This window comes from Halogranum amylolyticum (assembly GCF_900110465.1).
In the GTDB taxonomy this organism is placed as follows: domain Archaea; phylum Halobacteriota; class Halobacteria; order Halobacteriales; family Haloferacaceae; genus Halogranum; species Halogranum amylolyticum.
On record NZ_FODV01000003.1, the window covers coordinates 197,419 to 220,142 of the forward strand.

At 65.9% G+C, this 22,724-nt stretch carries 21 protein-coding genes, 1 tRNA gene and 2 pseudogenes; 11 read left to right on the forward strand and 13 right to left on the reverse strand.

Annotation, left to right across the window (positions count from 1 at the left end):
* Window positions 1–43 precede the first annotated feature (43 nt).
* The gene (locus BSG17_RS06990; RefSeq protein WP_089822421.1) at window positions 44–913 is read right to left on the reverse strand and encodes a DUF3267 domain-containing protein; all 870 of its coding nucleotides are present in this window, start codon (window positions 911–913) and stop codon (window positions 44–46) included.
* A gap of 123 nt (window positions 914–1,036) precedes the next feature.
* On the opposite strand from BSG17_RS06990, the gene BSG17_RS06995 reads away from it, so the two are divergent.
* The gene (locus tag BSG17_RS06995; RefSeq protein WP_089822423.1) at window positions 1,037–2,122 is read left to right on the forward strand and encodes an aminopeptidase; all 1,086 of its coding nucleotides are present in this window, start codon (window positions 1,037–1,039) and stop codon (window positions 2,120–2,122) included.
* 333 nt (window positions 2,123–2,455) lie between these two features.
* The gene (locus BSG17_RS26855) at window positions 2,456–2,608 is read left to right on the forward strand and encodes a hypothetical protein (protein ID WP_170864738.1); all 153 of its coding nucleotides are present in this window, start codon (window positions 2,456–2,458) and stop codon (window positions 2,606–2,608) included.
* A gap of 42 nt (window positions 2,609–2,650) precedes the next feature.
* Here BSG17_RS26855 and lrp read toward each other — a convergent pair whose 3' ends face one another.
* Window positions 2,651–3,109 carry an HTH-type transcriptional regulator Lrp gene (gene lrp, locus BSG17_RS07000; RefSeq protein WP_089822425.1) on the reverse strand — a complete coding sequence of 153 codons (459 nt, stop codon included), beginning with the start codon at window positions 3,107–3,109 and terminating at the stop codon, window positions 2,651–2,653.
* Window positions 3,110–3,235: 126 nt separating this feature from the next.
* Between lrp and glnA the strand changes: the two genes are divergently transcribed.
* Window positions 3,236–4,600 (forward strand): type I glutamate--ammonia ligase, encoded by a 1,365-nt coding sequence (gene glnA, locus BSG17_RS07005; protein WP_089822427.1) that lies wholly within the window; start codon window positions 3,236–3,238, stop codon window positions 4,598–4,600.
* Between the two features lie 29 nt (window positions 4,601–4,629).
* Here glnA and BSG17_RS07010 read toward each other — a convergent pair whose 3' ends face one another.
* The 3 genes from BSG17_RS07010 to BSG17_RS07020 are packed head-to-tail and all read right to left on the reverse strand — an operon-like array spanning window position 4,630 to window position 7,995.
* Window positions 4,630–5,520, reverse strand: a complete 891-nt coding sequence (locus BSG17_RS07010) for a phosphatase PAP2 family protein (protein ID WP_089822428.1) — start codon at window positions 5,518–5,520, stop codon at window positions 4,630–4,632.
* A 21-nt stretch (window positions 5,521–5,541) separates the two neighbouring features.
* A complete protein-coding gene (locus tag BSG17_RS07015) occupies window positions 5,542–6,816 on the reverse strand; it encodes a YihY/virulence factor BrkB family protein (RefSeq protein ID WP_280141160.1) in 1,275 nt (424 codons plus the stop codon).
* A 51-nt stretch (window positions 6,817–6,867) separates the two neighbouring features.
* Window positions 6,868–7,995 (reverse strand): tRNA (guanine(26)-N(2))-dimethyltransferase, encoded by a 1,128-nt coding sequence (locus tag BSG17_RS07020; protein ID WP_089822430.1) that lies wholly within the window; start codon window positions 7,993–7,995, stop codon window positions 6,868–6,870.
* A gap of 361 nt (window positions 7,996–8,356) precedes the next feature.
* Between BSG17_RS07020 and BSG17_RS07025 the strand changes: the two genes are divergently transcribed.
* The 3 genes from BSG17_RS07025 (at window position 8,357) to prs (ending at window position 10,615) form a co-directional block, all read left to right on the forward strand.
* A complete protein-coding gene (locus BSG17_RS07025) occupies window positions 8,357–8,710 on the forward strand; it encodes a hypothetical protein (protein WP_089822432.1) in 354 nt (117 codons plus the stop codon).
* Window positions 8,711–8,782: 72 nt separating this feature from the next.
* Window positions 8,783–9,694, forward strand: coding sequence for an HVO_0234 family beta-propeller protein (locus tag BSG17_RS07030; protein ID WP_089822434.1), 912 nt, complete (start codon window positions 8,783–8,785; stop codon window positions 9,692–9,694).
* A gap of 60 nt (window positions 9,695–9,754) precedes the next feature.
* Window positions 9,755–10,615, forward strand: a complete 861-nt coding sequence (prs, locus tag BSG17_RS07035; RefSeq protein ID WP_089822436.1) for a ribose-phosphate diphosphokinase — start codon at window positions 9,755–9,757, stop codon at window positions 10,613–10,615.
* A gap of 195 nt (window positions 10,616–10,810) precedes the next feature.
* Here the strand turns inward: prs and BSG17_RS07040 are convergent, their stop codons facing one another.
* The gene (locus tag BSG17_RS07040; RefSeq protein ID WP_089822438.1) at window positions 10,811–11,068 is read right to left on the reverse strand and encodes a DUF8151 family protein; all 258 of its coding nucleotides are present in this window, start codon (window positions 11,066–11,068) and stop codon (window positions 10,811–10,813) included.
* A gap of 79 nt (window positions 11,069–11,147) precedes the next feature.
* On the opposite strand from BSG17_RS07040, the gene BSG17_RS07045 reads away from it, so the two are divergent.
* The 4 genes and pseudogenes from BSG17_RS07045 to BSG17_RS07060 all read left to right on the forward strand — a co-directional run.
* Window positions 11,148–11,378, forward strand: a complete 231-nt coding sequence (locus BSG17_RS07045) for a DUF7860 family protein (protein ID WP_089822440.1) — start codon at window positions 11,148–11,150, stop codon at window positions 11,376–11,378.
* Between the two features lie 18 nt (window positions 11,379–11,396).
* Window positions 11,397–12,044, forward strand: coding sequence for a uracil-DNA glycosylase (locus BSG17_RS07050; RefSeq protein ID WP_089822442.1), 648 nt, complete (start codon window positions 11,397–11,399; stop codon window positions 12,042–12,044).
* A gap of 91 nt (window positions 12,045–12,135) precedes the next feature.
* Window positions 12,136–12,558 carry an HIT family protein gene (locus BSG17_RS07055; protein WP_089822444.1) on the forward strand — a complete coding sequence of 141 codons (423 nt, stop codon included), beginning with the start codon at window positions 12,136–12,138 and terminating at the stop codon, window positions 12,556–12,558.
* A gap of 53 nt (window positions 12,559–12,611) precedes the next feature.
* A pseudogene (locus BSG17_RS07060) lies at window positions 12,612–12,805 on the forward strand (ParA family protein); the annotation flags it as partial.
* 55 nt (window positions 12,806–12,860) lie between these two features.
* Here BSG17_RS07060 and BSG17_RS28915 read toward each other — a convergent pair.
* The 4 genes and pseudogenes from BSG17_RS28915 to BSG17_RS27465 form a co-directional block, all read right to left on the reverse strand.
* A pseudogene (locus BSG17_RS28915) lies at window positions 12,861–12,977 on the reverse strand (DUF7855 family protein); the annotation flags it as partial.
* Between the two features lie 41 nt (window positions 12,978–13,018).
* Window positions 13,019–13,639: a DUF7504 family protein gene (locus tag BSG17_RS07070; protein WP_211609074.1), complete on the reverse strand. Its 621-nt coding sequence runs from the start codon at window positions 13,637–13,639 to the stop codon at window positions 13,019–13,021.
* Between the two features lie 99 nt (window positions 13,640–13,738).
* A complete protein-coding gene (locus BSG17_RS07075) occupies window positions 13,739–14,008 on the reverse strand; it encodes a DUF7854 family protein (protein WP_089822448.1) in 270 nt (89 codons plus the stop codon).
* An 8-nt stretch (window positions 14,009–14,016) separates the two neighbouring features.
* Complete coding sequence (locus BSG17_RS27465) at window positions 14,017–17,706, reverse strand: LAGLIDADG family homing endonuclease (protein WP_211609075.1); 3,690 nt, start codon at window positions 17,704–17,706, stop codon at window positions 14,017–14,019.
* Between the two features lie 334 nt (window positions 17,707–18,040).
* On the opposite strand from BSG17_RS27465, the gene BSG17_RS07090 reads away from it, so the two are divergent.
* Window positions 18,041–18,829 (forward strand): CHRD domain-containing protein, encoded by a 789-nt coding sequence (locus BSG17_RS07090; RefSeq protein WP_211609077.1) that lies wholly within the window; start codon window positions 18,041–18,043, stop codon window positions 18,827–18,829.
* Between the two features lie 195 nt (window positions 18,830–19,024).
* Here the strand turns inward: BSG17_RS07090 and BSG17_RS07095 are convergent.
* From BSG17_RS07095 to BSG17_RS07105, 3 genes are all read right to left on the reverse strand, one after another.
* Window positions 19,025–19,097 (reverse strand) — tRNA-Pro (locus tag BSG17_RS07095).
* Window positions 19,098–19,158: 61 nt separating this feature from the next.
* A complete protein-coding gene (locus tag BSG17_RS07100; protein WP_089823029.1) occupies window positions 19,159–21,012 on the reverse strand; it encodes an SLC13 family permease in 1,854 nt (617 codons plus the stop codon).
* Window positions 21,013–21,139: 127 nt separating this feature from the next.
* Window positions 21,140–22,657, reverse strand: a complete 1,518-nt coding sequence (locus BSG17_RS07105; RefSeq protein ID WP_089822452.1) for an aldehyde dehydrogenase family protein — start codon at window positions 22,655–22,657, stop codon at window positions 21,140–21,142.
* Window positions 22,658–22,724: the final 67 nt, after the last annotated feature.

Genomic DNA, 22,724 nt, shown 5'->3' on the forward strand with positions numbered 1-22,724 from the left:
CGGGGTGAAAGAACTCGTGGTCCCGGCGGAAGAAGAGGAACGCTCAGGCGGTGCGACCGCGCCCGCCGACGAGGACGCCGTACGCCAGTCCGACGACGGCGCTCAGACCGAGTATCCCGCCGATGCCGAAGGACGTCGAGAAGCCGTCGGGACCGCTCTCGAACTGCAGGACGCTCCACGGCGTGCCCGCCGGTCCGAGCGACAGCGACGCGACGCCGAGAACGTCGAGGGCTATCGGCGCGAGCATCGCCGCGAGGAAACAGAGGCCGACGGCGACGCCGAACCCGACGAGACTGCTCCGCAGGACGGTGCGGGGGCTGTCGACGGGTGCGTGCTCGGCGTCGCCGAAGACGCGGAGGCCGGTGACGTCGTCGACGACGGCGACGTCCGCCGGGTAGCGCAGGAGCAGTCGAACCATCCAGAGGTCGCCGACGGCGCCGCCGACGTTCAACGCGAGCGGGACGAGCAACACGGGGAGTTCCAACAGCAGCATCAGCGGGACGCCGACGGCCGTGATGACGACCAGCGGCGTGAGCGCGACCACGATGAACTGGTTGCGCGTGAACTCGGCGTCGGTCGTCGCGTAGGCGTACGGGAGGACGAAGTGGGCGACGCCCGCGCCGTATCGGGGTTCGCCACCGTAGCGCTTCATCGCGACGCCGTGGAGGAGTTCGTGGACGACGATGGTGCCGGCGGAGAGCAGGAGGACGACCAGTCCACCGACGGCGGCGCTGCCGAGGTTCTCGGCAGCGACCGAGACGGCGAGGTCGAGGCGACCCGTGACCGCCGTGTAGAGGCCACCGAGGACGAACAGCGCGACGACGAACCCGGCCGTCCCGAGACCGGTCCATTCGACGGCGGTCTGCCGGGAGACGGTGAACGTGATGAGGGGAGAACGGGAACGCGAAGACATTGCCACGGGAACGATATCGCTCGCTCAGGACATAGCCCTACTGTGAGCAGTGCTCGCGACAGCCACGAGCGTCGCGAGAGCACAACCCGAAAGGGGTATCCGCCACCTGTATGAAGAACCGGTATGGATGCACGAATCCGCGAACACGCAGAGGTCATCGTCGACCACTCGACGGATATCCAGGAAGGCGACAACGTCGTCGTCTACCTGCCGTCGGAGGCCGAGGACCTCGGCGTCGCGCTCCACGAACTCATCGGCGACCGCGGTGCCAACCCGCTCTATCTGAACTACTCGGACCGCGCCGACCGTGCCTTCCTCCGTGCACGCGAGGACGACTTCGAGACGCCGAGTCACCATCTGGCGATGTACGAGGAGGCCGACGTCGTCATCCTCGCCCGCGCGGGGCCGAATCCCTCCGAAAAGAGTGACGTCGCTCCGGAGACCAACGCCGCGTGGCGTCGCGCCTACCAGCCGGTCCAGAAGGAACGGCTGTCGACGCGCTGGTGTCTCACGCAGTTCCCCACCGGGGGATACGCCCAGTTGGCGGGGATGAGCACCGAGGGCTACGAGAACTTCGTCTGGGACGCCGTCAACAAAGACTGGGACGAACAGCGCGAGTTCCAGGCGCAGATGGTCGAGATTCTCGACGACGCCGACGAAGTGCGTATCAAGAGCGGCGACGAGACCGACCTGACGATGTCGATCGCCGGCAACTCCACGCTCAACGACTACGGCGAGAAGAACCTCCCCGGCGGCGAGGTGTTCACCGCACCCGTCAAGGACAGCGTCGAGGGCGAGGTCTACTTCGACATGCCGCTGTACCGCTACGGTCGCGAGATCGAGGGCGTCCGCCTCTCTTTCGACGACGGGGAGGTCGTCTCCCACAGCGCCGAGCGCAACGAGGAGCTGTTGACGGGTATCCTCGACACCGACGAGGGCGCCCGCTACCTCGGCGAACTCGGTATCGGGATGAACCGCGCCATCGACCGGTTCACCTACAACATGCTGTTCGACGAGAAGATGGGCGACACCGTCCACATGGCCGTCGGGAGCGCCTACGGCGAGACGGTGGGCGAGGAGAACGAGACCAACGACTCGGCCGAACACGTCGACATGATCGTCGACATGTCCGAGGACTCCGTCATCGAAGTCGACGGCGAAGTCGTCCAGCGCAACGGGACGTTCGTCTTCGAGGACGACTTCGAGTAGCGGTCTGCGGTCTTTTCATCCACGTTTTGCGAGTGAGCGCAGCGAACGAGCAAAAGGTGGGACTGGGACGTTCGTCTTCGAGGACGACTTCGAATAGCTGTTTGCGGTCTTTTCATCCACGTTTTGCGAGTGAACGGTCTCTCGTCGCACCCGCGACGACGAGAGCGTCTGCCAACTGTACACGGCCGCAGCGAGAAGAGAGGAAGCCGCTGACGACGACGGCGACCGAGCGAGCTCGGGGTCCACGTCCGAGAGAGACTCTCAGCTGAGACGAAAATGTATATCCATATATTTTATTAAAGTATTTAGTACAGAGTTTCTCTCGTATACAATATGCCCAAACTGAACTGTCCGGACTGTGGTCGAGAGATCGGGATGCACGAACTGCAGGCGAAGACGACCGCCCAGTCCGGCGGCTTCAGCACGCGATATCGGTGTCCGTTCTGTCGGACCGACGTGGAGAACGTCGCCGAGCACTTGGCGTAGCCGTCGCTCGGACGAGCGGAAAAAGGGTGTGAGAACGGCGGATTACTGGTCGATGTCGAGTTCGAACTGCTGGTTCTCGACGACGGCGTTGAGCACGACGCTCGTGTTGGACTCGCGGATGTCCGAATCCGTGAGCAGCGTCTTGATCTGTCGGTTCATCCCGTCGGTGTCGGTGAACTTGCCGATGGCGATGACGTCGTAGTCGCCCGTCACTTCGTAGACCGAGATCATCTGTTTCTCCTCTTTGAGTCGCTCGGTGATGTCCGGGAGTTTACTCCCCTCCACCTTCAACTGGAGGACGGCCGTCACGTCGTATCCCAGCGCGTCGTAGTTGACCTTCGGCGTGTACCCCTCGATGACCCCCTCGTCTTCGAGGTCGCGGAGGTGGTTCGAGACGGTCGTCACCGAGACGTCGAGTTCCTCCGCGAGACTTCGGAGACTCGCGCGACCGTCGCCGAGCAGTGCATTGATGAGTTTCGCGTCGAGGTTTTCGTACGTCATTACACCAACGATCTCCCTGGGGGCATTAGAATTTTACGAATATCCAGTTCTAGTCTGGAGCGACCACGTTTGCACCAGCCGATAAAATCTTTATACTGGGTGTATTCGGTAACGAGTGTCCAGAACATGACGGACGAAAACACCACGCCCGATGGCGGCTTGACAGCGGAAGCCCAGGCCGTCGTCGACGAGATCGAAGACAAGGAGGTCGACTTCCTTCGCCTACAGTTCACCGACATCCTCGGCACAGTCAAAAACGTCGCCGTCCCGGCTTCGCAGGCCGAGAAGGCGTTCTCCGAGGGGATCTACTTCGACGGGTCGTCTATCGAAGGCTTCGTGCGCATCCAGGAGTCCGACATGCGCCTCACGCCCGACCCCTCGACGTTCGCGATCCTGCCGTGGCGCGACGGCCGCTCCGCGCGTCTCATCTGTGACGTCGTCAACACCTCGACGGGGGAACCGTTCGAGGGTGACCCGCGGACGATTCTGAAACAGGCTATCGACCGCGCCCACGAGATGGGGTACATGGTCAACGCCGCCCCCGAACCCGAGTTCTTCCTCTTCGAGGAGGACGAGGAGGGTCGCGCGACCACGAAGACCAACGACGTCGGTGGCTACTTCGACCTCGCGCCGAAGGACCTCGCCTCCGACGTCCGCCGTGATATCATCTACGGCCTCGAACAGATGGACTTCGAGATCGAAGCCTCCCACCACGAGGTCGCCGAAGGGCAACACGAGATCAACTTCGAATACGACGACGCGCTGACCACGGCCGACAACGTCGGAACCTTCCGCACGGTCGTCCGCGCGATCGCCGCCCAGCACGACCTGCACGCGACGTTCATGCCCAAGCCCATCCCGCGCGTCAACGGCTCGGGGATGCACACCCACATCTCGCTTTTCACCGAGAGCGGCGAGAACGCGTTCCACGACGACGACGACGAGTTCAACCTGTCGGAGACGGCCCACTCCTTCCTCGCGGGCATCCTCGAACACGCCCCCGCCCTCGCCGCCGTCAACAACCCGACCGTCAACAGCTACAAACGTCTGGTGCCCGGCTACGAGGCACCGGTCTACATCGCGTGGTCCGACCGCAACCGTTCGGCGCTCATCCGCAAGCCGGCCGCCCGCGTCCCGGCAGCGAGCCGTATCGAGGCACGCTTCCCCGACCCGTCGTGTAACCCGTACCTCGGACTCGCAGTGCTCATCCACGCCGGTCTCGACGGCATCGAGAAGGATCTGGAAGCGCCCGACCCGGTCCGCGAGAACATCTACGAGTTCGACGAAGAGAAGCGTGAAGAGTACGGCATCGAGACGCTCCCGTCGAACCTCGGCGAGGCCATCGAGGCGCTCGAACAGGACGAGGTCGTCCAAGACGCACTCGGCGAGCACGTCTACGAGAAGTTCGTCGAGGCGAAGACCCAGGAGTATGACGAGTACCGCATCGACGTCTCCCAGTGGGAGCTCGACAAGTACCTCGAGAAGTTCTAACTCGGTCGGTCACCGGTCCGACTCTCCTTTTATCCCCGAACCGCCGCGACGAGCCGCGGGTACGCGACGATGAGCGCGACCGCCGTCGCGTAGACGACGAGCGTCACGGCTGACGGGAGGACGGCGGTCGCCTGCCGCGCACCGACCCACAGACCGCCGGCGACCACGAGGCCGACGGCGGCCAGCGGCGGTGAGACGGCCGCGTCGGTGACGCCGACGCGGTGCCACGCGAAGAGGCCACCGACCGACGCACTCAGTCCCGCCAGCGACTCGCGGAGTTCGACCGGGTGGCCGCCGACGGCGGCGGCGACGGCCGAGAGCGCGGCGACGACGGCGGTGATGGCGAACATCCGGAGCGGCCGGCCGTCGGCGACGCGGAGTACGACCCCGAGGAAGAGGAGGCCGACGACGGCGCCGACGGCGACGTCGACGAGATAGTGGACGCCCAGCGCGATCCGCGCGAAGCTCACGAGGGCGACGAGCGCGGCCGCCACGAGCGCTCGCCGTCGACGGGTCCAGACGTCGAGCAGCGCCGCGAGACCGCCGTAGACGACGGTCGTCGCGATAGCGTGGCCGCTGGGGAAGCCGAACCCCGTCCCGGTGGCAATATTGCGGAAGACGGGGACGGCGACCGCCGGGAGCCACGCCGGAGGCGTCACCGACGCCGCGCCCGGCGGTCGCGGGAGCGCGAAGCTGCTCTTGAGACCGATCGTCAGCACGAACCCGCCGAGCGCGAGTGCGACGAGGAACGCGCCCGTCCGTCGAGGATCGTCGGTGAGGCGCTCGCTCCCGAGCCAGTAGAGCAGCGTCACCGAGACGAGCAGGAACCAGACGTCGCCGAGTTGGGTGAGAGCGGCGAACAGGAACAGCACGCTTTCGGCGGCCGTCGCGACGAGCTCGGAGAGTCCGAAGCCACGCATCAAAATCGTCTCACCGGTCGGTTACTGTCGCTTCTCGCGGACCTTCCCGGCGGCCTTCGCCGGGACGCTGAGGAGGTTGAAGCTCAGCCCGACCATCACGAACAGCGCGTAGAGCCCGAGCGTCGAGAGGAAGATGATGAGCATTGCGGCGATGGCGAGCAGGCCGCTGTCGAACGTGAAGAAGGCACCCAGCGTCAGCACCGTCCCGTAGAGGAGCACGAGGTACGGCCCCCAGCCGCGGGCGTGACCGCGACGCATCTTCGCGCGGACGTACCGCTTCATCTCTCGTTCGAGTTCGGGTTTCTTCACCGTCCGCTCGTCGACGTCGTGCTCGAAGTCGTCCAGGTCGGCACGGAGTTCCTCGACGCGATCTTCGAGTTCGTTGATGTCCGGTGCCCCCGCCGGCTCGACGCTTCGGCGCGTCGTTTCGTCTGTTCGGTCCTCGCTCATGTCCGTCTGAGCGAACTGTCGGCCCGCGGGCTGTTGTAGCTGCCGGTCCGTGACCCGTCCACCCATCACGGCGTTGACGACTGCGCCCGTGAGGAGTAACATCCCAGAGAAGTAGAAGTAGGTGAGAAGCAGGAGGATAGCACCGACTGCGGCTGCGCCGCCCGACCCGTCGGACGTCGAGGCACTCGCGTAGATACCGAATCCCGCACCCAAGATGGTCCAGCCGACGGCGGCGAACAGTGTCCCGGGGAGCGCCTCCCGCGGGCTGGCGTCGACGTCCGGCAGGACGTAGTAGAACGGGAAGAACGCCACACAGAGCGTCGCGAGCAACACGAGCGGGCTGATGAGGCCGATGAAGGGGAGCTGCACGAGCGCCATCACCGACGTGACCGCGCCGATGCCGACGATGCCCAGTCCGATGGCGACCAGCACGACGAGCCCGTCGCGCACCTGGTCGAGCAGGCCGCCCGCCTCGGAGCCGTAGATGCGCGAGAACGCGACGTCGACGCCGCGGAAGATCTTCAGCGCCCCCCAGAGGGTGAGTACGAAACTCACGACGCCGAGGCCGCTCTGGGCGCTCTCCGCCTCGAGGGTGTCCTCGATGAGGCCGAAGCTCGCGTCGGGGAGGTTGGCCGCGGCGAAGTCGAGGATCTGCTGTCGCAGGGGGTCGCCGCCGACGAACAGCGCGACGACGACGGCGAGCACCAACAGCGGGATCAGCGATACGAAGGCGTAGTAGGAGATGCTGGCCGCCATGAACGTCACGTCGCGCTCCTGTATCGTCCGGAGCACGCTCCGTCCGACGGCGACCAGGTCTCCCGGTCCTGAGACGCTTACTGATGACACGCCAGAGCGTTCGGACGGTTGTTATAAGTAACCGACGGCAGTCTCGACGGGTTAGCTGTCCTTCTCGGGTTCGGCGGCCTCGCGGATCTCGGCGACGTTCGCGTCGGTCTTGAACGACGTCCCCGTATAGTGGGCGTGGCTGGCCTCGTAGCCCGCGTCCCGGAGGTCGGCGAGGAACTCGTCCATCGCGTTCGCGGGGACGTTCCACTGCTTGCACAGGCGGTGTTGGTCGTAGTGGGTCGGCGTGTCGAGTTCGTCGGCGACGGTGTCGAGCAGTCTTCGGGCTTTCTTCGCCTCGCCCATGTCGTCAGTCACCTGTTCGCGGACGGCGCGTGCGAACTCGGCGTCGGCGACAGGGCCGAGCCAGATGGGGCCGGCCGTCAGCATCCGGGTGCCGTCGCAGTTCGGACAGCTGTCGAGGGGATGCGAGTGGAGACCGAACTCGTGGTCGCGGAAGAGACAGTCCTCGCAGTGGTAGACGTGGCCCAGCTGCTCGATGGCGGCGTCGGCGCGGGTCGCCCGGTGGTCGAGTTCGAGGTACGTCCGGGCGTAGTGTCGCGAGACGTGCGAGAGGAGAGGGACGGCGGCGACGTCGTGGCGGGCGGCGGTGCGGACGAGCGCGGAGACGAGCACTCTGAGCCCCATCTCGGCGTGGTAGTCGGTGTTCTGCGGAACGGTCGAGTACTTGCGGATGCCACTCTTCTGGTGGGCACCACAGAGCGGTGCGGTGTCGGTGGCGGTGACGCAGACGAGGTTGCGGGCGTTGGCGAAGGCGGCGTCGGCGAACGGCATCGGCGTGCCGAACGGGTCGATGTCGACCACGTCGAACAGTTCTTCGTGCACGAGCACGTTGGCGTCTCTCTGAATCGCGCGGCCCGGCAGGCCGTTGCGTTCGAGGTTCGACTCGGCCAAGGAGACGGCGTCGGCGTCGATGTCCGCGCAGGTGACGTCGTAGCCCTCGGCGGCGGCGCGGACGCCGCGGACCCCGCTTGCCGCCATCGCGTCGAGGTACGTCTCGACGCGCGGTTCGCGCTCCCGGTAGGCGCGGAGCGCCGCGACGGTCACGTCGCGGTTCAGTTCCTGTGTAGGGTTGAAGAACACCCCGTCGCCTGCGCCCTCGCTGGCCCCGTCGCGGGAGGATTGGACCTCCACGTCGACGCCGCCCTCGCTGATATCCATGTGACGGCGTCGGACGGCGACGGCGAAAAGTCGCCCGATACGTGCTTAGCAAGATGTCGAGTCAGATTTTGTCGCGTGAGGGGTGGTCGTGGTCGACATCGTTGTCTCGTCTGGTGTCGACGGAGAGTCTGCAGCCTCTCGAAAGCCCACGCCTCGTTCGCTCTGCGCACGAGCACACCCGCAACAGCCACACCTTCCCAGCCGATTCCCTCGTCCACTCGCTGACGCTCGGTCGCTCGATCGTCCCTCGCGTGCGTGTTCGTCACACAGAGGCGACGAACCACACGCCACGGTGGTCGCTTCGGTCACCACCGTGTAGCGCATCGAACCTGTTTTGTCCGGCCACCCGGAAGCACGAGACGTGAGCGACGAGGAGGGGGCAGACTGGCGAGCGGCGCTCGAAGACGCGGGGCGACTCACCGCGTCGGTAGCCGAGACCATCGTCTCGATCCACGGCGACCGCGGCCTGCGCGCCATCGAAGCCGTCGCCGAGCACCGCGTGAAACAGTACCGCGACTTCACCGTCGTCGTCGGCTACGACGACGAGTACGTCGTGGAGGACGGCGGCTGTACCTGCAAAGACAGCTCGTACAATCTGGACCCCGAAGACCCCGACCAGCGCTGCTGGCACGTGCTCGCCGTCGACATCGCCGAGGCGCTCGACGAGGTCGACCACCACGACATGTGGTACTCCGAGGTTCGGGAGTTCCTATAGGCTCCGTCGACCGCGCCGACGTGGACCCCTCCCGCAACACTTTCGCACCGACCGCGAGAACCGTACGCTGAGATGAGTACGGACGACAGCATCGAGGAGAAACGCGTCTACAGCGACAGGGCGGGCAAGGTGGAGGTGTTCGTCGCCACCGAACTCGGGGTCGTCACCGTCGACGTCTCCGGCGACCGGGTCGGCGAGTTCGGCCTCGACCACCGCTGTACCGCTCGCGACGTCGCCGCCGCGGGCGAGCAGGTCGCCGTCGCCACTGACGAGGATATCGACCTCGCGGTCGGCGACACCGAGTTCGAACCGACCGGGTTCGGCCCGGCCGTCGCCATCGGCTTCTGGGACGGCCGGCTCGTCGCCGCCAACGAGGACGGGTGGATCGCTCGCTACGACCCCGACGCCGAAGCGGGTGACGTCGACCTGGCCGAACTCGACGCGGCGGACGCCGACGTCGCCGAGACGTTGGCCTGGAAGACGCTGGGTCGCATCGATACCGTCCGCGCCATCGACGGCCCGCTCGTCGCCGCGGCCGACGGCGTCTACCGCATCGACGAGGACGGCGTGACCCACACGGGACTCGACGACGTCCGCGACGTCGTCGGGGTCGGCGTCCCGCTGGCGGCGACCGGCGAGGCGCTGTACAGTCTAGGCAACGGCTGGATGAACGTCCTCGGGGGGAACTTCCGAGCGGTCACCGGCGACGGCGCGGCCCGTGCGCACGCCGTCGCGGCGACGACGCTCTACGCCCGCGAGGACGACGTCTCCGCGAGTGACGCGAGTGGAGGCCCGTCGGACTCGTCCGACGGCGAGTGGGCGGCGGTGGAGCTACCGACGCCCGACCCGGTCGTCGGCGTCGCCTACGCGACCGGGGCTGTCGTCGCCGTCACGGAGGCCGGAACCCTCCTCGTCGACGCCGGCGACGGCTGGCAGAGCCAGGAGCTGGGCGTCCGCGGCGTGGCCGGACTGGCCGTGCGGTAGTCGCCCGCGCACCCGGACCCAACGAAAACCGGTTTAACGCCGAACGTAGTGGCCTCGAATATGATACTACCCGGTTCCACCTCGCAGGCGCTCGCGGCGACGCTGGCCGACGTCGCCGGCGAACCGCTCGCGACCGTCGACTACCGAACGTTCCCGGACGGCGAACGGCTCCTCACGGCCGACGCGCTCGCCGAGGAGACGCCCGAGCGGGCCATCATCGTCGCCTCGACGACCACGAGCGACGCCCACGTCGAACTGCTCCAACTGCAGGACGCCGCTCGCGAGGCCGGCGTCGACGAGGTCGTCACGGTGATCCCGTACATGGGGTATGCCCGGCAGGACTCGGCGTTCAAACCCGGCCAACCCGTCTCCGCCCGCGCCGTCGCCAGGGCCGTCAGCAGCGGAACCGACCGCGTGCTACTGGTCAACCCCCACGAGGAGACGATCGCGGAGTTCTTCGACGTCCCCTGCGAGACGATCGACGCCGCACCCGCGCTCGCCGACCCGCTTCCCGCGGCGCTCGCCGACCCACTCTTTCTCTCGCCGGACTCGGGAGCCATCGACCTCGCGGAGACCGTCCGCGACGCCTACGGGACGGGTGACGTCGACTACTTCGAGAAGGAACGCGACTACGACACCGGCGACGTCGAGATACGTCCGAGCGACGCCACTGTCGAGGGAAGAGACGTCGTGCTCGTCGACGACATCGTCGCCACCGGGTCGACGATGAGCGAGTCGATCGGCGTGCTTCACGACCGGGGCGTCGGCAGCGTGTACGTCACGTGCGTCCACCCGCTCCTGGCGGCCAACGCGCGGACGAAGCTCGCGGCGGCGGGCGTCGAAGCCATCTACGGCACCGACACCATCGAACGCGACGTCTCGGCGGTCAGCGTCGCCGACGCGCTCGCGGCGAAGCTGTAGGCGACGTTCCTACACCCACACCTGTTTTCTCCTCGAACGAGGGGCCACAGGACGGACCGTATCCGGTCGCTATGGCGACGTCGACTACCACCGGCTGACGAAGCGGAGCGTCGCCTTCGCCGCCCCGTTCGTCTTCGGGATCGTGCTGCCGCTCACGGAGTAGCGTCGTCGAGAACTGAGGGTGGTGGCTGTCGGTTACTGCGCTGGCTCGGAACCGAGATAGCTGCTCAGACGGGGGAGCAGTTCGGAGTACCCGAACAGATACAGCCCGAAGTAGAAGGCTAGCAGCCCGAACGCGGCGAACCAAAGCGCGAGGAACGTCTCGCCGGTCGCGAGCGTCTGCAGTGCGAGTTCTTCGAGGTAGACGCCGAGCGTCGAGAGCGCACTCGACCCGACGGCGAAAAACAGGATGGCGGCGAGTTCCGGAACCGTCTCGACCAGCAGTTCGTACATACACCGAACAGTCGGGCACCGAGTTGTGAGTCTTTCGCTCTCGAAAGTGGTTTCAGCCACCGCCGAACTACTACCGAGCATGGCAGGCCGCTACGGCAACCTCGACTACCCCCGACTGACGAAGACCAGTTTCGCGTTCGGCGTCGCGCTGTTCGCACTCGGCGCGCTCGGCCACCTCGCTGGCAGCGCGTTTTTCGGCCCGCTTCCGGGCTGGGAGTCGATGCTCCTGACCGACATGGAGATACTCGGCATCCTCATCGCGTTCTTCTCGCCGATCGTCTTCGGGATCGTGCTGCCGCTGACGGAGTAGTCCACGCCCTTCCCGACGATGCCACGGCATCCACCACCGGAGGCGCGGAACGCGCTCGAACCAGGCTGTTCCCGCTGTCCGGCGCTCGTCGAGTCCCGGACGTGCATCTCGTGGGGAACGCTCCCGGTCGACGACGACGGTGACCCGCTGCTGCCGGAGGCGGCGGACGTCGTGGTCGTCGGTGAAGCGCCCGGCGCGGGCGACCCCGACGCGGAGACGTGGAACGGCGGCAACCACACGGGGCTCGCCTACACCTCGCGGCACTCCGGCCGTCGCGTCCGCTCGCTGTTCGAGGCGTTGGGCTACGGTGACCGGACGTACTACACGAACGCGGTGAAGTGCTTTCCGAGCGACGGTGAGGGGTCGAACCGGGAGCCGACACGCGAGGAACTCGACAACTGCCGTCGCCACCTCGAGACCGAACTCGCGCAGGTCGACCCGGCGGTCGTCGTCGCCACCGGCAAGCACGCCACCGAGACGATGCTCGCCTTCGAGGGGAAGACGGTCGAGGGCTTTCTCGACACCGTCCTCGACCCGGTCGACTGCCCGTCGCTCGGCGTGACGCTCCTCCCCATCCTCCACCCCTCGTACCAGGAGGTGTGGCTCTCGCGACTCGGCTACACTCCAGCGGAGTACCGCGACGCCGTCGCCGCCCGCTTGCCCTGACGGTGCGCTCGGTGGCGCTCACGACCGTCGCGAGCGCGTGACCCTCGGGGGGCGGGAAATCTTCTTACCGCTCGCGGCCGACGCTCGACGCATGTCCGAAGACTGCATCTTCTGTGCTATCGTCGACGGCGACATCCCTGGTCGGATCGTCCGCGAGACAGAGACGACGCTCGCCTTCCTCGACGCCAACCCGCTCGCGCCGGGGCACACGCTCGTCATCCCGAAGGACCACCACGCGCGACTCGACGACCTGCCGGACGACGTCGCCGCCGACATCTTCCGCGACGTCCACGAGCTCGTCTCGCGCGTCGAGGACGCCGTCGACGCCGACGCGACGACCGTCGGCATCAACGACGGCGAGGCCGCCGGACAGGAGGTGCCGCACGTCCACGCCCACATCGTCCCACGGTTCGACGGCGACGGCGGCCATCCCATCCACGCCGTCGCCGGCGACCGCCCCGACCTGAGCGACGAGGAGTTAGACGAGATCGAAGCAGCTATCGCCGAGTCGTAAGATTCCGTCGCTCGACGAAGAATTTTAATCCGAAGAGCGGGGCATCTCAGCCCATGCCCGGAACGACTACCGCGCTTGTCGGCGCGACCGGCGGCGCGGGTGTAACCCGTACGGCAGTCGAACTCGCAGCCACGCTCGCACGGGACGGTCGCGACGTCGCGGTCCTCGACGCCGCCTACGCGACGGAGGGACTGTCCAGTACATTGGCGGTCGGCTCGACCCCGACCTGACGGCTCTCGTCACCGATCACGAGGAGCTGCTGGACGCCGGCCTCGTCGACCTCGAACTCTCGGATGTCGACGGGTCTCCTCGAACAGCGCTGCGCGACCGAACCATCGGACGACGGTCTCATCGTGGATGCGACAGACGTTGCGGAGCGTGCCACGGGCGGCCTGCGAGTACGTGACGACCAACAGCACGCAATCAGCTATCGAATTAATTGAATTAAATCTATCGTCAGCTACCGAGAACGGACGGTCCACTCCTCGCCCGAGAGGTCGACCGCTACGTCGCACAGCGAGACGAGTCGTTCGACCGTCTGTTCGTCGTGGGCATCGGGGTCGACGTGGAAGTGCGCTCGCGCGCCGGCGGCGTAGAACCGTCCCGAGAGGACGTGGAGGAACTGGTAGACGGTCTCGACGTCGACGTACTGGAGCATCGCCGTCAGCGAGTCGAGACAGACGGTCGTCGGGTAGTCGTTGTCGTCCCACCGTCGAAGATAGTCGTTGAGACGGATCCCAAGCCCGGTGAGGTCGGTCGGGTTCGCGATCGTCTCGACCGGACCGGAGAGTGGAGTCTCGTCCGGCCGAGCGGCGGCCGCAGACCGGGCCGACTCGCCGACGCTTACGATCCCGAGGTTCGCCGGTCGGCCGCAGCCGTGCGTTTGCCACCGTCGGAGCAGGCTGTCCGGGGATCGAGTGTACGCCACCCAGAGGAGGTTCCCCGGCGGGTCGTCGGTCGGCTGGAGCAGGTCGGTACAGCACGCCGCCTCGTCGTCGGAGAGCGACGGCGAGAGAAGGAGCACGCTCGACGCCTTTTCGAGGACGTCGTCACCAGTGAACTGTCGTCTGTTAGCTTTCACCCTGGATCACTCCACCGATGGTTGTCGATATTTCTCGGTCTGTCGACAAAAGCGTTTACGTTCCACCGGTCCCGGCGAGTGGACCGCCGCCGGGAGCGGTCACCCGAGGCGTTCGAGGCCGAACGGGACGTCGTCGTCGACGTCTCGGAGCGTCCGAACGCGCTCTCGGGCCTCTGGTTCCGAGCTCGCGACGACGACCGCGTCGTCGCCGATCGCCCGGTACGTCGTCCGGGGGTCGTCGTCGAACTCGGTGGCGTACGTCCGCAGCACCGTCGCCACGCGCCGTTCGGTCGTCGCGAGGTCCATCTCGCCGTCTTCGAACGCTCGGAGCGCGTCTTCGACGTTTCTGAGCGCGGAGATCCGGTCCATCGCTGAAGTTACGTGGTCCGGAGGTGGTCGGTCTTCGGTTCGTACACTTCGCCTTTCCGGCGAAGTTTCTCGATCTCTCCGTCGGCCTTGTCGCGTCCCATCCCGATCTCGTCGGCGCGGTCGAGCACCTCGTCGATGGGTGCTCCCTCCTCGAACTCCTCTTCGATCTCGCTGATCAGCTGTTTGAGCGTCTTGATGCGGTCGCGCTGGCTCTTCGAGGTGCCGGTCTCGACGACGTCGGCGTCGAACTGCCCCGTCTCGGGGTCGACGCCGATGTCCTGCAGACACGACCGGACGATCTCGATGACGCGGTTGGCGTCCTCGGCGGTTACCTCGTCGGAGAGGCGGACCCGCGCGCTCGCCTCGGCCAGTCGGACGAGCGCCTCGAGTTTCCGGGCAGTGACCGGGACGGGGGCGTCCTCGTCGGCCCCCTTCGACCGCAGGTCGACGTAGAAGTCGCGGATCGCCTGCTTGGCCTCCTCGGTCATCGTCGGGAAGCAGTTGCGCTTCGAGAAGGCGATGTACTTCCGGAGGAGTTCGGCGTCGATCTCGGGAGCAACCTCTTCGGTGACGGAGTCGACCTCCTCCTCGGTGAAGTTCGAGGTCGGCACGCGCGTCCGCTGAGTGTTCAGCTCGCCCGCGTAGTTCGTCTTGAGGATGTGGTCTGCGAGTTTCGCGTCGTGTTCGGGGTCCGGCTGATCGGTGACGGTGAAGATGAGGTCGAACCGCGAGATGAGCGCGGGTTCGAGGTCGATCTGCTCGCCGATAGGCTCGTACTGGTCGAATCTCCCGTATTTGGGGTTCGCCGCGCCGAGCAGCGAACACCGGGACTTGAGCGTCGCGTTGATGCCGGCTTTCGAGATGGAGATCTTCTGCTGTTCGAGCGCCTCGTGCATGGCCGACCGATCTTCCGAGCGCATCTTATCTAATTCGTCGACCGCGGCGATCCCCTTGTCGGCGAGAACGAGCGCCCCCGCTTCGAGCGTCCACTGCTGGCCGTCGCCGAAGTCGTCGCGAACAGCGGCCGCGGTCAGACCGGCCGAGGACGAACCCTTCCCGGAGGTGTAGACCGAACGAGGGGCGATGTTCTGAATGTACGAAATCATCTGGGAGTTGTGAGAGATGACTCCGTTCGTCAGGTAGTTGTGCGTCCCTTCGACCTCGAGATCGTAAACCCACTCCTCGGTCGGCTCGACCAGTTCGATGGATTCGATCCGGTCCCATGCAATATCGTCAGTAGCGAGCGATCGTAGTGCCTCGACGTCCTTCCGTGCGGCGATTCCCTCTCCGAGGCGGTCGAGGATCACGTCCGAGGCGTCGTCGACTTTCCCCCCGTCCGGAACGACTTCTTCGCGCTCGTAATAGCTGACCGCTGTTTGGGTGACGTCCATCCCTTCTGCGGGATCGTGCTGGGAGATGCCGAGCGCCTCACGCGCATCGACGACCGCCGACCAGCTACCCTCTTCGATCCTCGATTTGAGGCGTTGAAGCTCCTCGATCCGGTCCTCGAATGCTGATAAGACCCTGCGGAAGTTCTTCCTGCTCGGATTCCGGTCCCCGCGCTCGTAGTGCTGATAGGTCGTACGCGGAACGTTGCAGTCGAACTGCGTCAGACCGAGCGATTCACGAAGCCGTCGAAGTTCTGTCCCGACGTCGGGTACGACTTCGACGTTCGTGTTTTGCGCTACGTCCTCGAACTCTCCGGCCGCCGTCGTCTTTCTATCCGTGATGAAACCTACACGCTCGACGTACCGGACGAAGTTCTCACCCGAGATACGGAGACGATACCCGTCGGGCTCTTTCGACATGAACTGAGACCGGATTCCGAGCGAGAGGAGGAGGCTTCTGACGCCACGGAGTAGTTCGGGACTCATCGACGAAATCGTCAGCTCACGTTCCGTAGTCGAGACGTGGACTTCACTGTCGACGTACGCGCGGACGAACTCGGCGCGGATGCGAGGTCCAGTCCGGAATATCGCGCTCGGAACGCGTTGGTCCGCCGACGCATCCAGCATCGCGGGTTCGAGGTTGGCAAGGAAGTCGACGAACTCTCCGGACCCGGAGTAGATCTCTTTCGCAGACTTCCCCTTGCGCGATGCACGTTCCGTGTAGTTCAGGCCGAGTTCGGAGAGCGCCTCGGCCACGTCGCCGAGGATCTCACAGTCGTCGTTCGTGACGGAGACGTATCCCGTGTTATCGGGACGTTGTTCGACGTACCCTTCCCCAATGATGTATCCGACCAGCCGAGCGAGCGACGCTGTCCACTCGTCGGGGAGGTCTAGCCTCACAGCGTTGTGGGACTTTGACTGCCGAAATCGAACGTCGATCGCGTCGTGCGACTCTGTGGAAACGCGCTGCGGGACGGCGACGAACTGCCCGTCGGTGAGTTCGTCCGCTCGAACTGCGGCGAACCGTCCTTCGGATTGGACGAACAGTGGATGTGACGGCGTAACCGTGATTTCCGTTCCGCTGGCCGTTTCGATTCGATACATCGATTCGGGCGTTTCGCGCTTCCACACCTTCGTCGCACGTCGCTTGACCAACGACCCGTCGGCTGTGAGCGACGGAACGGCGACGTCGACGTCGTCCCAGACGCCGTCGTCGACGGGCTTCGGGTCGTCGAGGTTCTCCTCGACCAGTTTTCTGATCGGGACTTCCGACCCGTCAGCGAGGGTGACGAGCGTGTCGCCGTCGACACACTTCCCCGTACCGGGATCCCCGATCAGTAGCATGTGGAGGTCGCCACGGATCCGCGACCCGTCGGGGAGGTTCTTGGTCACGCCGGAGAACAACTGGAGGATCATCGCGAGTTTCTCCTCCTCGTAGCCGTAGATGGCCGGGGCGACGGAGGCGACCATGTCCTCGTAGATGGTGTCGCGCTCGGAGAGTTCGACGATCTGCTGTTTGTCCTCCTTGGTAATCTCCATATCCTCGAACTCCTCGTCCTCGATGTCGATGGCGACACCGTCCATGTAGAGATCGAAGATGGCGGACTTCTCCTGACCGCTCTGCTGTTGTTCGATGTGGAGGACGCCCGTGACGGTGACGTGGTCGCCGGCGGTCACCTTGCCCGTGACGTCGTCTTCCATGTTGACGTCGATCGACTGCGGCGTCTCGCCGCCGCGGAGCCCCTCGGGGCTCTCCTGGACGCGGATCTTCTGTGAGTCGATGAACTCCGACTGGTCGAAGTTGACCCGGAACGGTCCCTGTCGCTCACACCCCTGACACTCGTGGGGTTCCTGGAAGTTGCCGTCGCTCTGGGGGATGTAGGTCATCGTCCCGCAGCGTTGGCACTCGAAGGCCGCTTCCGTGATCTTCGGGCGGACGTCGGTCGCCTTCCGGACGATCCCCGACACCGAGATCAGTTTCCCGATGTGGTCGTCGTGGACGCGGATCGAGCGGATATCGACGTTACGGTCGATGTTGCGGAGGCGGACGTGCGCCTTCCCGAGTTTGACGTCGGCCGGGAGGTCGTAGAGTCGGAGGGCCTCCTCGGCGTACTCGCGCAGCTGGTCGGGCTGGTTGAGATAGTCGTCCGCGAGGTCCGTGTCGAACCGATAGAGATCTTCGTAGTCGACGTAGAGCGACCGCTGCTCGTTAGGGTAGTTCTGAGCGAGTTGACCGATGGCGTCCCGATAGTAGTTGCGGTAGAACTGGATGAACCGCTCGGTCAGCTCTTGGTTCTGTGCCTGAGCCATTGAGGCGGAGTTATGGCCTCATCGTGTAAGAACTGTCGCCTTGGAGCGGAAGTGGTCTCGAGGAAACCGCCACCCGGAGCCGTCGTGACGCCGCAGCGTCACGTCAGCTCACCGCAGGCGAAGACAACTGTACTCGTCGAGTGGGAGGTGCCAATCGAAGGAGAGTCCGTAGCGAGGTACTGTTTCCCGAGGATGTCGCCGGCGAGGACGTCCGGTCGTCGGCTTGTGACGCCGTCGAGGCGATCGATACTGTTCGATAAACAGAGAACAAATCCCGACAGTCACAGGTTAGTTGACAAGTACCTATCGGTCGATACGTGGACAGTCTCAGGGTATGACACGCAGGCGCGATGTACTCAGGCTCGGCGCGGGAATGGCTGTCCTCGCGGGGGTCGGCTCCGCCGCAGGAACACTACAGGTCGACGACAGCGCCGGTTCACAGCGCTCGCCGCGGTTCTACAGCGCGGGGACGCTCGGCGGTGACGCGGAGGTGCCACCGGTCGAGACCGACGGGACGGGAGCGACGTTGGTCCGGGTGAGCGACGACGGAGAGGCGCTTCACTACGTCCTCCTCGTCGCTCGCATCGAAGACGTCACACAGGCACACATCCACCTCGGAGCAGCGGACGAGAACGGACCGGTCGTGGCGTTCCTCTTCGGCCGCGAAGACGAGGACGGGACCCCCGTCGGGGCGCTGGAGCAGGGCGTCACCGAGAACGGCGTGCTGGCGGAGGGGACCGTCACCGCCGACGACCTCGTCGGACCGCTCGCGGGGGCGTCGCTCGCGGACCTCGTCGACGGGATGGAGAACGGGAACACCTACGTAAACGTCCACACCGAGGAGGTACCGAGCGGCGAGATCCGCGGTCAACTCGGCCGGGTGAGTCAGGTCACCATCGAGCTGACGGAGACGGAACGGATCGAGGCGGGCGAGGGGATCGGCGTCGCCGCCGAACGGGTCGCGACGATCCGGGTCAGCGAGCGGAGCGGCACGGGCGTCGAGGACGGACAGCCGACGACGGAGACGCCCGCGACGGACGACACGCCGGAACCACCAGAGACGCCCGAACCGCTCGAGACGCCGGAACCGCCGGAGACGGACGACGACAGCGCCGGGAACTGAGACGGGAGTCTCGACTCGCGTCGCTCGTCGTTCGATCGAACGAGAGCATTTCCGTGTCGCTCCCGTGACGGGTGGATTGTTACAAATGGGACCACCCGAATTTGAACCGTACCGAGACCACACTCCGTTCGGGCTCGTCGGATTCAGACCGGGCTGTGTATGTCTGACTCCTCACGTGCGTTCGTCGCACAAAAGTGGGACCGCCCGGATTTGAACCGGGGTCACGGGCACCCAAGGCCCGAAGTATACCAGGCTAACCCACGGTCCCGCATATACATCAATACCCGACCGCTTGTAAAGCGTTTCGTTCCCCTGCGCAGCGTGTCACGTCAGGGTCGTAGTCCGAAGAAGAACGCGATGCCGAGCGTCGTCACGACGGCGAAGAGCAGCTGTAGCGGCGCGCCGACGCGCATGTAGTCCGTGAACTTGTACCCGCCGGGACCGTAGACGAACAGGTTCGTCTGGTAGCCGACGGGCGTCATGAACGCCGTACTCGCCGCGAACGTGACGGCGAGGATGAACGCGAAGGCGTTCGCGCCGAGCGTCCGTGCCGCCTCGAAGGCGACTGGGATCATCAACACCACGCTCGCGTTGTTGCTGATGACGTTCGTCAGGAGCGCCGTGACGACGTAGAACACGCCGAGCACCGCCAGCAAGGGCAGGAACTCCCCGGTCATCACGACCAGCTCCGCCAGCAGCGCGGCCGCGCCCGTCTGTTCCATGGCGATGCCGAGGGGGATGACGCCCGCGAGGAGGAAGACGACGTCCCACTGGACCGCGTCGTACACCTCCGTCGGTTTCAGACACCCGGTCGCGACCATCGCTAGCGCGCCTGCGAGCGCCGAGACGACGATAGGGACGAAGTCGAGTGCGGCGAGCCCGACGACGACGGCGACGATGCCGACGGCGACGGCGATCTTCGACTCGCGGTAGTCGTGACGTTCGATCTCCTGGGCGACGATGAAATCGCGGTTCTGGTCGAGTCGTTCGATGCTCTGGGTCGTCGCCTGCACGAGCAGCGTGTCGCCGACGCGAAGCGGGATGTTGTCCATCCGCCGCCGGATGAGTTCGCCGCCGCGCCGGAGTGCGAGGACGGTCGCGTCGTAGCGCTGGCGAAACGACGCCGAGGCGAGCGACTCGCCGACGAGCGACGACCCGGGAGCGACGACGACCTCGACGAGGTTCTGACCGCCGCTCGCAGCCTCCAACTCCGCCTCGTCGACGACGACCTCTGGCACGAGATCGAGCCCTTCGACGTCTAACAGTTCGACGAGCGTGTTGCGGTCCGTCCGGAGGGCGAAGACGTCGCCTGCCTTGATCTGTTTCGGTCCGAGCGGTTCGAGGAACACCTCCTCGTCGCGGATGAGTTGGATCAGGTCGACGTCGAACTCCGTCTCGACGAGCGCCGTCTGGACCTGCTGGCCGACGAGCGGCGAGTCCTCGCGGACGGTCACCTCGGTGAGATACTCCGCCATCTCGAACTCCTCGGTCAGGTCGACCTGCGGTTTGATGCGCTCGGGGATGAGATACCGACCGACGGTGAGAAGATACACCGTCCCGACCAGCGAGACGACGAGGCCCAGTTGGGTGAACTCGAACATCGAGAAGGCGTCGAGCCCCGTTCCGGGGTGCTCCTGCCCGAGTCGCTCCGAGAGCTGGGAGGCGAGGATGTTCGTCGACGTGCCGATGAGCGTGAGCATTCCGCCGAACATCGACGCGAAGGACAGCGGCATCAGCAGTTTCGACGGCGACGTCCTCCCGCGCTCGGCGAGGTCCGTCACCATCGGCAGGAGGATCGCGACGGCGGCGGTGTTGTTGATGAACCCCGAGATGGGGGCGACGAGACCGATTATCGCTCCGAGCTGTTTCGACTCGTCGTCGCCCGTCAGCGACGAGATCTTCGCGCCGAGGAGCTGCACGACGCCGGTCCGCTGGACGCCCTCGCTGAGGATGAACATCGCGAGGACGGTGATCGTCGCCGCGCTGGAGAACCCCGAGATCCCCTGTTCGGGCGTGATCGTCTCGATCGGTGCCCCGAGGAGACCGACCGACACCAGCAGTTCCGACACCGGCGGGACGAGCATCAGCGCAACCATCACGCCGATGGCGGTGATGTCGACCGGGACGGGTTCCGTCGCGAAGAACAACAGTGCGAGGAGGATGATGACGAAGACGGCGACCATCCCCGACGTTATCGCAACCACGTCGTCTGCGACGGCACCGGTCGGCAAAAGGATGTGGGAACCGGGCGTCGAAACCGCTGCTCGGCGGCCGGTTCGTGGGACGGGAGTCGGTGTCGAGCGCGAGTGGTCAGAATGGGTACTCTCGGGGGTCGCGCTGGACGCCGATCCACTTCGGCTGAGTGAACTCCTCGAGGACGTGCTCGCCGTTGAACCGGCCGATACCCGACGCCTTCATCCCGCCGAACGGGACGTGCGGTTCGTCGTTCACCGGCATGTCGTTCAGGTGCACCATCCCGGCGTCGACGTCGTCGGCCACCGTCTCGGCCCGCTCACGGCTCTCCGAGAACACCGACGCGGCGAGGCCGTACTCGGTGTCGTTGGCCAGTTCGACGGCCTCCTCGTCGTCGGAAAAGGGGATGACGGGCGCGATGGGGCCGAAATGCTCGTTGCACGCGGCGGCCATCTCGTTGGTCGCCCCCGAGAGCACCGTCGGTTCGACGAACAGGCTGTCGTCGTCGTCGACGTCGACACCGCCGGGGACGACCGATTCGCCGCCCGTCTCGAGTGTCGCACCCGCGTCGACCGTCTCCGCGACGTACTCCAGCATCTCGTCGCGTTGGGACTCGTCGATGATAGGCCCGACCACCGTCTCCTCGTCGCGCGGGTCGCCGATGGGGAGCGACGCCGCCTTCTCGGCCAACTGCTCGACGTACTCGTCGTAGATCGACTCGTGGACGAGGTGGCGGTTGATGGAGATACAGATCTGCCCCTGGTGGAGGAACGTCCCGAACGCGCCGGCCGCGACCGCCTGCTCGACGTCGGCGTCCTCGAGGACGACGTGTGGACCGTTGCCGCCGAGCTCCATCGCCGGGAGCGCGAGGTTGTCGACGGCCTGCTTGGCGACCCGTCGACCGACCGGCGTCGACCCGGTGAACGAGACGACGCTCGCCTCGGGGTGGCCGGCCATCCGGTCGCCGATCTCCGACCCCTCGCCGGTGACGACGTTCAGAACGCCGTCGGGGAGCCCGGCGGCCTCGAAGAGCCGGGCGAGGAGCAGTCCACCCGTGATGGGCGTGTTCGAGGCGGGTTTGAGCACCACCGAGTTGCCCGTCGCCAGCGCGGGCGCGACCGCCCGGATCGACAGATGCAACGGGAAGTTCCACGGCGAGATGACGCCGACGACGCCCATCGGCTCGCGCTTGACGAGATTCTCCTTCCCGTCGACGTTCGACTCCCTGTAGTCGCCACCCATCCGGGTCGGGAAGCTCGCCGCCTCGCCCGTGATGCCGACGGCGGACTGGAACTCGACCTGCCCTTTCAGCTGGCTACTGCCCGCCTCGACGGCGAGGAGGTCGAGTATCTCCTCGCGGTGCTCGCGCATCACGTCGACAGCCCCGGAGACGATTTCGGCCCGTTCCGCCGGCGACCGGTCGGCCCACGCTTCCTGCGCCTCGGCGGCCACCTCGTACGCGTCGTCGACGTCGTCGGTCGTCCCCCGCGGGACCTCGGCGAACTGCTCGCGGGTCGCCGGGTTCTCGACCGACAGCGTCTCGCCGTCGGCGTCGCGTTCGCCGTCGACGTAGAGCGTCGTCCAGTCGTCCTCGGGGTCGAGCGCGACCGCCGTCGACTCGGAGTGTTGAGACATCGTGCTCCCGAATTGGGGAGTCGGGGAGAAGAGGCGTCTGGAGGCGGTGATACGGAGGGTGAGCGTG